Here is an 11,780-nt window from a genome sequence, read left to right as displayed (position 1 = left end):
TTGCTAGGATTTCGGCAGATCGCCGAATCCTTGCGTGAAAATGTCCAGTGAGCCCGCCGACGTCCGCCTGCTGATGCTGTTGCGCGAGAACGCACGGCTGTCCACCGCCGAGATCGCGCGCCGACTCGGGCTGTCGCGCACCACGGTGCAGAGCCGCATCGAACGACTCGAGCGCGACGGCGTCATCAGTGGCTACACGGTGCGCGTCCGCGACGACTTCGAGCAGGGGCACATCCGTGCGCAGATCATGATCAGCGTCCGGCCCCGGCAGATGACGCCGGTGGTGACTGCGCTGCGCGCGATCGATGCAGTGCGCACGCTGCATTCGGTCAGCGGCCCCTACGATCTGATCGCGCTTGGCGTGGTGCCGACCGTCGCCGACATGGACGTGCTGACCGACCGGATCGGCTGCCTGGAGGGCGTCGAGCGCACCACCTCGTCGATCATTCTGTCGACCAAGTTCGAAAGATAAGCCGTCTTCCGCTGTTGGGCGGAAGACGCCTCAGTCCCGCCCCCCGTTGACGGGCGGGGGCATCGGCGACGCCAATGGGGTGGGGAGCGTGACCGGGCGATGCGCATTTGCCTGCGCTTGCTCGGGCGAAGGTGGTGGATGACCGGGAGGGCCCGTGCCCCCACCCGGCGCCTGTCGGCGCCGACCGCCCCCGCAGGCGGGGGCGGTGAGTCGGCCCCCTGCCTGTTCGGTATGCTGGCGGTCCGCCCCTCATGCTGGCGGTCCGCCCCTCGAGCGGGGAGGTGAGCCACGCGCGACATTGCGTTTGGGCCTCATCCCCACATGCGGGGCATTGCACCCCTTCACGGGTGGAAGGTCGGGTGGGAGGATCTCGTGTGAGCCTGCGCTTCCCAGTCGGCGTATCGGGCGGAAGGCGATGCCAATGGCGCCGACCTCGTGCTCGCGCCGCCTACAATGGCCGACCCTTTTGATCGTCCGCGCCTCTTGAAGAAGTCCGATTTCCATTTCGACCTGCCGGACGCGCTGATCGCGCAGGCGCCGCTGGCCGAGCGTTCGGCCAGTCGGCTGCTGGTCGTGCCGCCTGCTGACGGCGCATTCGACGACCGTCATGTGCGTGACCTGCCCGAGTTGCTGCAGCCGGGCGATCTGCTGGTGTTCAACGACACCCGGGTGATCCCGGCGCGGCTGTTCGGGCACAAGGACAGCGGCGGACGCGTGGAGATCCTGATCGAGCGGTTGTTGCCCGGCAACGAGGCGCGCGCGCAGATCGGGGCCAGCAAGGCGCCCAAGGCGGGCGGGCGGATCGCGCTCGACGGCGGTGGCAGCGCCGAGGTGCTGTCGCGCGACGAGGGCTTTTACCACCTGCGCTTCGAGGTCGGCGACGCGCTCGAGTCCTGGCTGCTCAAGGTCGGGCGCATGCCGCTGCCGCCCTATATCCGGCGCGAGCCGGGTCAGGACGACGCCGAGCGCTACCAGACCGTGTTCGCGCGCGAGGTCGGGGCGGTCGCGGCGCCGACCGCCGGTCTGCATTTCGACGACGCGCTGCTCGAACGGCTGCGCGCGCGTGGCGTGGACTTCGGCCACGTGACCCTGCACGTGGGGGCCGGCACGTTCCAGCCGATGCGCGTGGACGACATCCGCGAGCATCGCATGCACAGCGAATGGCTCAATGTCGGCGCCGAGCTGGTCGCGCAGATCCGGCGTACCCGTGAGGCCGGTGGCCGCGTGATCGCGGTCGGCACGACGGTCGTGCGTGCGCTCGAGAGCGCGAGCGTGGATGGTGAGTTGCATCCGTTCGCCGGCGAGACGCGGATCTTCATCTTCCCCGGCTACCGCATCCGCAGCGTCGATGCGATGGTGACCAACTTCCACTTGCCTGAGTCGACGCTGCTGATGCTGGTCTCGGCTTTCGCCGGCCGCGAGCGCATCCTCGCCGCCTATGCGCATGCGGTCGCGCAGCGCTACCGGTTCTTCTCCTACGGCGATGCGATGCTGCTGTGGAGCGCGGAGGCACCTGCGCAGGCAGCGGCTGGCTGAGCGGACGGCCGGGCGCGGACGATCGCCTACCGGCAGGACACGCGCGACGGCTCAGGGGCTGTCGAGGATCGCCTCCAGATCGCCGGTGCGCCGGTCGGTCAGCCAGGCGCGCCAGGCATCGCCTTCGACATCCGGCCACCGCGTGACGGCGAACGCGACAAAGGCGTCGCGGTAGCGCAGCCACGCACGCTGGGTATCGCGTACGCCGTCGGCATCGATCGTGCCCAGCAAGTCGGTGTCATGCGGCGAGGCGCCTGCCTGCAGGCGCGCGCGGACGTCGCGATAGACCGCATTGAGCGTGGCGTCGAGCGGCGCCAGCGACGCGCTGCTCTGCTCGGGCCGGGCGCCGCGCTCGAACTGCTGGACATCCTCGAGGAGCTGGGTTTCCTGGCGTTCGCGCGCGCCGACCAGGAATACGTTGCGCGCGGTGCCGCTGAGGTCGATCTCGTAGGCGCTGGTCTTCTCGAAGTAGGTATCGGCCGCGTCGCGGAGCCGGCGCCAGGCGGCGCGCTGCTCGGGCGTCCAGTCGGCCTGCAGCGTCTGCCAGGCCTTCGCACGCCCGTTCGCGGCGAAGCGTGCGTCGCGGCCCGCGCATAGGCCGCTCATGTGGCCGCTGGTGATGTCGTCGCAGAGGTCGATACGCGCGGCCTGCGGGTCCGCCTCGATGCGCGCCAGGTGGTCGAGGCGAAACCGCACTTCGGCCGGCGCGCCGCCGTACTCGCAGGCGAAACGACGCGCCAGCGGCAGGTCGCGCGCGACGCCCTCGCCGTTGGCATAGAGCATCATCAGCACGCCGCTGCCACCGAACGGGACCGTGGGGTCGCGGTCGCGCTCCTGATACGCGCAGTGCCGTGCGGCGATCGGGTCGCCGCCGGTGCCGTCGGCCCCGTAGTACAGCGCCATCGTGTCGCAGGCCTGCGCGGCTGCGCCCGCGTCGGCCGCCGGCACCGGCACGGCCTGCCACGGCGCGCACAGGGTGTCGGGGTCGGTGCGGCCGGCGGCCTGCAGGGCCAGCGGCGCGGCCAGCAGAAGCAGCAGGAGCAGATTGCAGCGCGTCATGGCGTCAGGGTCGAGAGCGGACGGACCGGTCATACTAGCGGGATGTCCAGAATGTCCTTCCAACTGCTCGGCAGCGACGGCGCGGCCCGGCGTGGCCGCATCGCCTTTCCCCGCGGCACCATCGAAACGCCCGCGTTCATGCCGGTGGGCACCTACGGCACGGTCAAGGGCGTGCTGCCGCATCAGATCCGTGCGCTGGGCGCGCAGATCATCCTGGGCAACACCTTTCATCTGTATCTGCGCCCGGGCCTGGAGGTCATCGAGGCGCACGGCGGCCTGCATGGCTTCGCGCGCTGGGACGGGCCGATCCTGACCGACTCGGGCGGTTTCCAGGTGTTCTCGCTGGCGCACAAGCGCAAGATCACCGAGGAGGGGGTCACGTTCTCGGCGCCGACCGACGGCGCGCGAGTGTTCCTGGGGCCCGAGGAGAGCATGCGCATCCAGAAGACGCTCGACTCGGACATCGTGATGATCTTCGACGAGTGCCCGCCGGTGCAGGTCGACGGCAAGCCGGTCGACCCGCGCGTGGTCGAGCGCTCGATGGAACTGTCGCTGCGCTGGGCGGCGCGCTCCAAGCGTGCGCACGAGGGCAACGACGCCGCGCTGTTTGGCATCGTCCAGGGCGGCGTGCACCACGACCTGCGCACGCGCTCGGCGCAAGGCCTCCAGGCCATCGGCTTCGACGGCTATGCGATCGGCGGGCTGGCGGTCGGTGAGACCGAGGCCGAGCGCAACGCGATGCTCGACCACACCTGCCCGCAGTTGCCGGGCGAGCGCCCGCGCTACCTGATGGGCGTGGGGCGCCCGGAGGACCTGGTGGAGGCGGTCGCCCGCGGGGTCGACATGTTCGACTGCGTGATGCCGACCCGCAACGCCCGCAACGGGCATTTCTTCACCTCCACCGGCACGATCCGCATCCGCAATGCGAAGTTCGAGAAGGACCTGCGCCCGATCGAGGAAGGCTGCGGCTGCGAGGCCTGCGCCGGCGGCTACACCCGCGCCTATCTCCGCCACCTGGACCGCTGCGGGGAGATGCTGGGGCCGATGCTGGGCACCCTGCACAACCTCTGGTACTACCAGCGGCTGATGGCAGGCATGCGTGCGGCGATCGAGGCGGGAACCTTCGCCGCATTCCGGGAGTCCTTCTATCGCGCCCGGACCGGGAATCCGGACGCCTGAGCCGGGCCTGGCGGCCCGGATCGTCCGATTTTCACACCCCATCCACGCCCCGGCCTGCGCCCCCGGCCGGCCGTGGCATAATCGCCTGCTGCCTTTTCGACCCTGATGGATGCCCAGATGAATCTGCTGGACCTGCTGATCGCCCCCGCCCACGCCGCCGCCGGGGCGCCCGCCGCGCCGAGCATGCTGTCGACGCTGGCTTTCCCGATCATCCTGATCGCGATCATGTACTTCCTGATGATCCGCCCGCAGATGAAGCGGACCAAGGAACACCGTGCGATGCTCGACAAGCTGTCGGTCGGCGACGAGGTGATCACCAATGGCGGCATCGCCGGCGTCGTGCGCGCCATCGGCGAGAGCTTCATCACCGTCGAGATCGCCGAGCGCGTCGAGATCCGGGTCCAGAAGGGCGCGGTCGGCAACGTGCTGCCCAAGGGCACGCTGAAGTCGGCCTGATTTCCTGATTCTGCCGGGGCTCGCCCCGGCAACTCTCCCGGCGCCGCCTGCGCGGCGCCCGAGGCAAGCCAATGCTCGAATTCCCGCGCTGGAAATACGTCCTGATCCTGCTGGTGCTGGTGCTGGCCGCGCTGTACGCGCTGCCCAACGCCTACCAGAAGAATCCGTCGATACAGATCACCCCGAGCACCAGCGAGGCGCGCATCGACGATGCACTGCGCCAGCAGGTCGACGGCCTGCTCAAGGACGCCGGCGTGACGCCGGTCGGCACCGAGGTGGACGACAGCCACCTGCTGGTGCGCCTGCACGATGCCGATGCCCAGACCGCGGCCGCCGATACGCTGCGTCCGGCGCTGGGCGAGAACTATTCGGTCGCGCTGAACCTGGCCTCGACCGTGCCCGACTGGCTGTCGCGCTTCGGCGCCCGGCCGATGTCGCTGGGTCTGGATCTGCAGGGCGGCGTGCATTTCGTGATGCAGGTCGACCAGGCCGCCGCGCTGCAGAAGCGCGTCGATGGTTACGCCGACGGCATCCGCACCGTGCTGCGCGACAACCGCATCGGCTACTCGAGCGTCGAGCGCCGGGCCGACAACAGCATTGGCGTGGTCCTCAACGAGGGCGCCAATGTCGACCAGGCCCGCCAGCACATCGCCACGAGTCTGGCGAGCGCATCGGGGCAGGGCGTGGCCGGCAGCGGCCCGCAGATCGCCGTCGATGGCAACCGCATCACCGTGCGCCTGTCGCAGAGCGAGATCGCCCGCATCGCGACCGACGCGGTCGAGCAGAACCGCACCGTGATCTCCAACCGCATCAACTCGATCGGCGTGGCCGAGCCGGTGCTGCAGCGCCAGGGCGAGGATCGCCTGGTCATCCAGCTCCCCGGCCTGCAGGACACCGCCGAGGCCAAGCGCCTGATCGGCGCGACCGCGACGCTGGAGTTCCGCGCCGTGACTGGCGATGAGAACCAGGCCGCCGCTGCGGTGGCCTCGGGCAGCATCCCGGCCGACTCGCGCGTGTACTACGACGAGAACAACCGCCCGCTGCTGCTCTCCCGGCGCATCCTTGTCTCGGGCGATCAGCTGATCAATGCCAATCCGCAGACCGACCAGCAGACCGGCATGCCGTCGGTCGGGATCACGCTCAACAGCGCGGGCGGCAAGCGCATGCTCGACCACACGCTGGAGAACGTCGGCCAGCGCCTGGGCATCGTCTACGTCGAGCGTATCCCGACGGTGCGCGTGGTCAATGGCGAGGAAGTGCGTTCGGCACGGACCGTCGAGCGCGTGATCAGCTCCTCGACGATCCGCGGCGTGTTCGGTCGCGAGTTCCAGACCACCGGTCTGAGCCGCGACGAGGCCAACGATCTGGCCCGCCAGCTCAAGGCCGGCGCGCTGGCCGCGCCCATGGACTTCGTCGAAGAGCGCGTCGTGGGCCCGAGCCTGGGCGCGGAGAACGTCGAGCGCGGCGTCACCGCGGTGCTCTACGCGTTCCTGTTCACGCTGCTGTTCTTCATGCTCTATTACCGCATGTTCGGCGTCGTCACCTGTCTGGCGTTGATGCTGAACCTGCTGATCGTGGTCGCGGTGATGTCGCTGTTCGGCGCCACGATGTCGTTGCCCGGCTTCGCCGGTCTGGCGTTGTCGATCGGTCTGTCGGTCGACGCCAACGTGCTGATCAACGAGCGTATCCGTGAGGAACTCAGGGCCGGCATGCCACCGAAGGCAGCGATCGTGACCGGTTATGAGAAGGCCTCGGACACGATTCTCGACTCCAACCTGACCGGCATCATCGCAGGCATCGCGTTGTACGCCTTCGGTACCGGCCCGTTGCAGGGCTTCGCGGTCACGCTGGTGATCGGCATCGTCGCCTCGATGTTCACTGCGATCGTCGTCTCGCGCGCGCTGGTCACGCTGATCTACGCGCCGCGCAAGAAACTCAAGTCCCTGGCGATCTGACGGGAGAGACCGAACATGAAAATTTTCCCGTTGACCCTCGTTCCCAGCGACACCCGCATCGATTTCATGCGGCTGCGCCATATCTGGGTCACGCTGTTTGCGCTGATGTTCGTCGCCTCGATCGCGGTGATCGGCCTGAAGGGCTTCAACTTCGCGCTGGACTTCACCGGCGGTACCGCGGTGAACGTGCGTTTCGAGCAGCCGGTGAGCGTCGATGAGGTGCGCGAGCGGCTCGAGACCGCCGGCATCGCCAACGCCCAGGTGCAGACCTTCGGCAGCGGCAATGACCTGCTGATCCGCGTGCGCGGCGACGAGCAGGCGAACGTGGACGGCAACACGCAGCTGGCACAGCAGGTGCTGGCCGCGGCTTCGAGCGACAGCAACCCGGGCCGGATCCTGAGCACCGAGGCGATCGGGTCGCAGGTCTCGGGCGACCTGCGCAAGAACGCGATCTACGCGGCGATCTTCGTGCTGGTGGGCTTTTTGCTCTACATCAGCGTGCGCTTCGAGTGGAAGTTCGCGGTGGTGGCCAGTGTGACCACGCTGTTCGACGTGCTGGTGGTCGCCGCGCTGTTCTCGCTGACCGGCCGCGAGTTCGATCTGACCGTGCTCGCCGGCCTGCTGTCGGTCATGGGCTTCTCGATCAACGACACGATCGTGGTGTTCGACCGCGTGCGTGAGAACTTCCGTGGCGTGCGTGCCGAGCCGCTGGAGATCTTCAACCGCTCGATCAACCAGACGCTCTCGCGCACGATCATCACCTCGCTGGTGTTCTTCCTGTCGGTGCTGGCGCTGTTCCTCTACGGCGGCGGCTCGCTGGAAGGTCTGGCGCTGACGCAGATGATGGGCGCCGTCGTCGGCACCTTGTCGTCGATCTTCATCGCGTGCCCGCTGCTGACCTATGGCGTGTTGCGCGTCACCAAGCAGGACCTGTTGCCCAAGGCCAAGGACGAAGCCGCCCTGGCGCGTCGGCCGTGATGTGAGTTGGTGATTCGTGAACGCAGAAGGCCGCGCATCGCGCGGCCTTCTGCGTTTGGGTGCCCTGCCGTCGAAATCAGCGGATTTGTGAAGGGGCCGGGCGGAGGCGTGCGGGGCGCCGCCCGCGGTGGCCGATGCGTCAATGCCCCGGAAACGAGAAAGCCGCGCAATGGCGCGGCTTTCTGCTGTTGCGAAACATCACCGAATCCAGAAGCGTCCCGTCAGGTGATCCAGCGGCAGGGGGGCTGGCTCAGTCGAACTCCTTCGCATACCCCGACGACACCAGCACCTGCTGCAGCGGCTCGATCAGGCGTACGTTGGAGGCGAGGATCGGGCGGCCACCGGCCATGGCCACGTTCATCGGACCGGTGGCGCGGCCCTTGAAGTCGCTGACGCGGCCGCCGGCCTCGCGGACCAGCAGCACGCCGGCCGCGATGTCCCAGGGATGGACGCCGGCCTCGAAGTAGGCGTCACAACGCCCGGCCGCGACGTAGGCCAGGTCCAGTGCGGCCGAACCGGCGCGGCGGACGTCTTCGGCGGACTCGAGCAGGGCGTCGACCGCGCGCAGCTGCGCGCCGGCACGCTTGCGCTCGCGCGGGGCGAAGCCGGTGGCGATCATCGCGCCCGACAGGTCCTTGCGGTCGGCGACGCGGATGCGGCGTTCGTTGAGCTGGGCGCCGGCGCCGCGCGTGGCGGTGAACAGTTCGTTGCGCAGCGGATCGAAGATCACGCCATGCAGCGGCTCGCCGCCCTCGACCAGCGCGATCGACACGCACCAGTGGGGGAAGCCGCGCAGATAGTTGCTGGTGCCGTCGAGCGGATCGATGACCCAGGTGTAGCGGCTCGCGCCGCCGCGGCCGGGCTTGGCGCCGCCTTCCTCGCCGAGGATGGCGTAATCGGGATGCGCCCGGCGCAATTCCTTGACGATCGCCTCTTCGGCCAGGCCGTCGACTTCGCTGGCGTAGTCCAGTCGGGCCTTCTCGACGACGTTGAGCGCGTCGAGCTTGTGCATGTTGCGCAGCAGGACGTTGCCGCCGGCACGCGCCGCCTTGACCATGATGTTGACAGCAGGTTGAAGCATCGCGGACGACTCCGGGCGCGGGCGGGTTCGAGGGGAAAAAGAGCGGTGCCGGCGCTTGGCCGGTCGGGCAGTTTACCATTCGCGGCATGCAAGCGCCCCTCAATCCTGACTCTTCGCCCGACACGGTCGCTGCGCGCCTGCGCATCGTGCTCGTCGGCACCCAGCATCCCGGCAACATCGGCTCGGCCGCACGCGCGCTCAAGACGATGGGGCTGCACCGTCTGGTGCTGGTCGCGCCGCAGAAGTTTCCGCATGCCGAGGCCGAGGCGATGGCCGCCGGCGCCGACGACGTGCTGGCCTCGGCCGCGCGTTTCGACACCCTGGCCGAGGCGGTCGCCGATTGCCGGTTGGTGCTTGGCTGCACCGCACGCAGCCGGCGGGTGCAGTTGCGCGAGCTGCGTCCGCGAGACGCCGCGGCCGCGGCGCATGCGCAGGCGCTGGACGGCGGCGAGGTTGCGCTGGTGTTCGGCCGCGAGCGCACCGGGCTCGAGAACTCGGAGCTGCAGCTGTGCCATGCGGCCGTGCACATCCCGGCCAATCCCGACTACAGCTCGTTGAACCTCGCGGCCGCGGTGCAGGTGCTCAGCTACGAACTGCGGCTGGCGCTGTTGGGTGAGGCCGCGGCCCCGTCGGCAGTCGCACCGGTGTCCGCAAACGCGGTGCCGCACGCCCAACTCGAAGGGTTCTTCGCTCAACTGGCCGACACGCTGGAGGCGATCGACTTCCACAAGGGGCGCGCGCCGGACTCGGCGATGCGCAAGCTGCGCCGGCTGTTCGTGCGCACCGGACTCGACGAGAAGGAGGTCCGGCTGCTGCGCGGCATCCTGGCCGATGCCCAGCGCATGGCGCAGTTGGCCGGTGAGCGCCGCGAGCGCTGAGCCGCCGGCTGCGCCAGGCTAGGTGAGCCGTGAGAGCCAGTCCGTTGCCGCGGCCGCCAGCGCGCCGCTGAGCACGCCGAATACCCCGATCGCCAGCAGGCCGGCGGCCCAGGCGACCAGCAGCAGGGCGCCGTCGCGCTCGAGCAGCGCCAGTGCGTAGGCCAGCAGCAGCACGGCGAAGACATAGTTGGTGAACGGGATCGGCAGCGCCAGCAGGATCCCCAGCAGCACCAGCAGCAGGCCGGTGAACATGGTGGCGGCGCGATGGTCGAGGACGCCCGGCAGGCGCGGGCGACTGACCCGCTCCAGACGCCGGAACCAGGGCTCAAGCACGGTCTCGAAGCGCTTCACGGCGCTGCGGTGCGGGCCGCGTTCGGCGATGAACCCGGGCAGCCACGGCTTGCGCAGCCCGACCAGCAACTGCAGCCCGACGAAGATCACCAGCGGGCCACCGACCGCGCCGCCGACGCCGGGAATCGGGATGAACGCCGGCAGCGTGGCGACGAACAGCATCATGCCGAACACGCGCTTGTCCAGGCCGGCCAGCAGGTCGCGGAAGCGCAACTGGTCGCCAGGATCGCCCGCCGCCATCGCCGCGAGCAGTTCCCGGGTCGAGGCTTCCTCACGCGAACGCAGCTCCGGCCGATCAGGCCGCATCGTCGGCCTCATGCTCGGGCAGCCGCTGCAGCAGCAGCTTGTCCACGCGCGGCCCGTCCAGATCGACGATCTCCACGCGCCAGCCGTTGGCGTCGAAATGCTCGCCGACGTTGGGAATGCGTCCGAACTGGGCGATGGTCATGCCGGCGGCAGTGTGGAAGATGTGCTCGTCCTCGCCCGGCAGCTCGCCCCCGCCGAGCAGTTCGCGGACCGCCTCGACCGACAGGCTGCCGTCGACCAGCAGCGAGCCGTCGTCGCGCGTGACCACCAGCGGCGAGGCGTCCACACCGCTGCTCTGGGTGCGCCCGATCACCGCTTCCATGACGTCGTTGACGGTGACCATGCCGGTGATGTCGCCGTACTCGTCGACCACCAGTGCCAGCGACTGCTGGTTCTCGCGCAGGATCTCCAGCAGCTTCATCGCCGGCGTCGACTCGGACACGAACAGCGGCTCGCGCAGGTACTTGAACAGGTCGAAGGCCCCGGCATCGAGCCGGTCGATCAACGACTTGATCTCCAGGATCCCGACCACGTCGGCGTCGTTGCCGCGCAGCACCGGGTAGCGCGAATAGGGCGTGTCGCGCATCCGCGCCAGGTTCTCCTCGAAGCTGGCCGACACATCGAGCCAGGCGATCCGGGTGCGCGGCGTCATCAGCGTCTCGGCATCGCGGTCGCCCAGCGTGAGCACGCGGTTGACCATGTTGCGCTCGTCGGCGTCGATCACGCCCTGCTCGTGGCTCTCGCTCACCAGCATGCGGATTTCTTCTTCGGTCACCTGGGCCGCTTCGGTGTCGTTGAGCCGCAGCAGCCGCAGCAGGCCGCGGACCGAAGCGCTGAGCAGCCACACCGCCGGGGTCGCGATGCGCGAGAGCCAATGCATCGGCAGCGCGACGACGCTGGCCACGCGCTCGGGTGCCAGCAGCGCCAGACGCTTGGGCAGCAGTTCGCCCAGCACGATGGTCAGGAAGGTGATGAGGCCAACGGCGAGCACCGTGCCGGCGGTGGTCGCATAGGCGCCCAGCGCCGGCAGCCTGGACGCCAGCCAGCTGCCGATGGCGCTGCCCAGCGCGTCGCCGCCGAGCATGCCGGTGAGCACGCCGATCAGCGTGATGCCGACCTGGACGGTCGACAGGAAGCGCTCGGGATGCTGGGCCAACTCCAGGGCCGTGCGTGCGCCGCGCCGCTCGGCCATCTGCTTCAGGCGCGGCTTGCGGGACGTCACGACCGACATTTCCGACAGCGCGAAGAACGCGTTGCAGGCAATCAGCGCCAGGACGATGAGGATCAGCTCAAGCATCGACGGCGCCCGGGTTCAGGCCAAGGCCCGAGGTGAAGGCCGGCAGGCGAGGGCATCGGCGGGCGGAGGGCGGTCTAGGGTCGTCGTCCATGGGGGGCGGGCAGCGCAGAAGGGCGCGGGCCGGACTATAGCAGGTGCCCGCGTGAGGACCCCCGGGCACGTCCGGGGTGGTCGCAGGCGTCATGGAGCCGTCATAATTCGCCCTTGCGCAAGCGCCCGGCCCCGCGGGTGC

11 protein-coding genes are annotated in these 11,780 nt (G+C 69.3%); 7 read left to right on the top strand and 4 right to left on the bottom strand.

Annotated elements, in window-relative coordinates; all coding sequences use genetic code 11:
* Positions 1-40 precede the first annotated feature (40 nt).
* Both FHW73_RS07810 and queA read left to right on the top strand, forming a co-directional pair.
* Positions 41-472, top strand: coding sequence for an Lrp/AsnC family transcriptional regulator (locus tag FHW73_RS07810; protein WP_183426275.1), 432 nt, complete (start codon positions 41-43; stop codon positions 470-472).
* Between the two features lie 483 nt (positions 473-955).
* Entirely contained in the window at positions 956-2,008 is a 1,053-nt protein-coding gene (queA, locus tag FHW73_RS07805; protein ID WP_183426147.1) for a tRNA preQ1(34) S-adenosylmethionine ribosyltransferase-isomerase QueA, read from the top strand.
* Between the two features lie 51 nt (positions 2,009-2,059).
* On the opposite strand, the gene FHW73_RS07800 is transcribed toward queA, so the two are convergent.
* Complete coding sequence (locus tag FHW73_RS07800; RefSeq protein ID WP_183426146.1) at positions 2,060-3,067, bottom strand: lysozyme inhibitor LprI family protein; 1,008 nt, start codon at positions 3,065-3,067, stop codon at positions 2,060-2,062.
* 42 nt (positions 3,068-3,109) lie between these two features.
* On the opposite strand from FHW73_RS07800, the gene tgt reads away from it, so the two are divergent.
* From tgt to secF, 4 genes are all read left to right on the top strand, one after another.
* The gene (gene tgt, locus FHW73_RS07795) at positions 3,110-4,246 is read left to right on the top strand and encodes a tRNA guanosine(34) transglycosylase Tgt (protein WP_183426145.1); all 1,137 of its coding nucleotides are present in this window, start codon (positions 3,110-3,112) and stop codon (positions 4,244-4,246) included.
* A gap of 117 nt (positions 4,247-4,363) precedes the next feature.
* Positions 4,364-4,702: a preprotein translocase subunit YajC gene (gene yajC / locus FHW73_RS07790; RefSeq protein ID WP_183426274.1), complete on the top strand. Its 339-nt coding sequence runs from the start codon at positions 4,364-4,366 to the stop codon at positions 4,700-4,702.
* Positions 4,703-4,773: 71 nt separating this feature from the next.
* On the top strand, positions 4,774-6,657 hold the full coding sequence (secD, locus tag FHW73_RS07785) for a protein translocase subunit SecD (protein WP_183426144.1): 1,884 nt from the start codon (positions 4,774-4,776) through the stop codon (positions 6,655-6,657).
* 15 nt (positions 6,658-6,672) lie between these two features.
* Positions 6,673-7,635: a protein translocase subunit SecF gene (secF, locus tag FHW73_RS07780; RefSeq protein ID WP_183426143.1), complete on the top strand. Its 963-nt coding sequence runs from the start codon at positions 6,673-6,675 to the stop codon at positions 7,633-7,635.
* Positions 7,636-7,885: 250 nt separating this feature from the next.
* Here secF and FHW73_RS07775 read toward each other — a convergent pair whose 3' ends face one another.
* Positions 7,886-8,716: an inositol monophosphatase family protein gene (locus FHW73_RS07775; protein WP_183426142.1), complete on the bottom strand. Its 831-nt coding sequence runs from the start codon at positions 8,714-8,716 to the stop codon at positions 7,886-7,888.
* Between the two features lie 86 nt (positions 8,717-8,802).
* Between FHW73_RS07775 and FHW73_RS07770 the strand changes: the two genes are divergently transcribed.
* Positions 8,803-9,594: an RNA methyltransferase gene (locus FHW73_RS07770; RefSeq protein WP_183426141.1), complete on the top strand. Its 792-nt coding sequence runs from the start codon at positions 8,803-8,805 to the stop codon at positions 9,592-9,594.
* 18 nt (positions 9,595-9,612) lie between these two features.
* Here FHW73_RS07770 and FHW73_RS07765 read toward each other — a convergent pair whose 3' ends face one another.
* Positions 9,613-10,251, bottom strand: a complete 639-nt coding sequence (locus tag FHW73_RS07765) for an exopolysaccharide biosynthesis protein (RefSeq protein ID WP_255492823.1) — start codon at positions 10,249-10,251, stop codon at positions 9,613-9,615.
* Positions 10,241-11,548 (bottom strand): hemolysin family protein, encoded by a 1,308-nt coding sequence (locus FHW73_RS07760; protein WP_183426140.1) that lies wholly within the window; start codon positions 11,546-11,548, stop codon positions 10,241-10,243. Before FHW73_RS07760 ends, FHW73_RS07765 begins: the two co-directional genes overlap by 11 nt.
* Between the last annotated feature and the right edge of the window lie 232 nt (positions 11,549-11,780).

This window comes from Luteimonas sp. RC10, assembly GCF_014192745.1.
Lineage (GTDB): Bacteria > Pseudomonadota > Gammaproteobacteria > Xanthomonadales > Xanthomonadaceae > Luteimonas.
This window is presented reverse-complemented; position numbering and strand designations above follow the sequence as displayed.

Bases quoted from the DNA above. Each gene is read 5' to 3' on its own strand.
- FHW73_RS07775 (WP_183426142.1), bottom strand. From the start codon at position 8,716: ATGCTTCAACCTGCTGTCAACATCATGGTCAAGGCGGCGCGTGCCGGC.
- FHW73_RS07760 (WP_183426140.1), bottom strand. From the start codon at position 11,548: ATGCTTGAGCTGATCCTCATCGTCCTGGCGCTGATTGCCTGCAACGCG.
- secF (WP_183426143.1), top strand. From the start codon at position 6,673: ATGAAAATTTTCCCGTTGACCCTCGTTCCCAGCGACACCCGCATCGAT.
- FHW73_RS07770 (WP_183426141.1), top strand. From the start codon at position 8,803: ATGCAAGCGCCCCTCAATCCTGACTCTTCGCCCGACACGGTCGCTGCG.
- secD (WP_183426144.1), top strand. From the start codon at position 4,774: ATGCTCGAATTCCCGCGCTGGAAATACGTCCTGATCCTGCTGGTGCTG.
- FHW73_RS07765 (WP_255492823.1), bottom strand. From the start codon at position 10,251: ATGCGGCCTGATCGGCCGGAGCTGCGTTCGCGTGAGGAAGCCTCGACC.
- FHW73_RS07810 (WP_183426275.1), top strand. From the start codon at position 41: ATGTCCAGTGAGCCCGCCGACGTCCGCCTGCTGATGCTGTTGCGCGAG.
- FHW73_RS07800 (WP_183426146.1), bottom strand. From the start codon at position 3,067: ATGACGCGCTGCAATCTGCTCCTGCTGCTTCTGCTGGCCGCGCCGCTG.
- tgt (WP_183426145.1), top strand. From the start codon at position 3,110: ATGTCCAGAATGTCCTTCCAACTGCTCGGCAGCGACGGCGCGGCCCGG.
- yajC (WP_183426274.1), top strand. From the start codon at position 4,364: ATGAATCTGCTGGACCTGCTGATCGCCCCCGCCCACGCCGCCGCCGGG.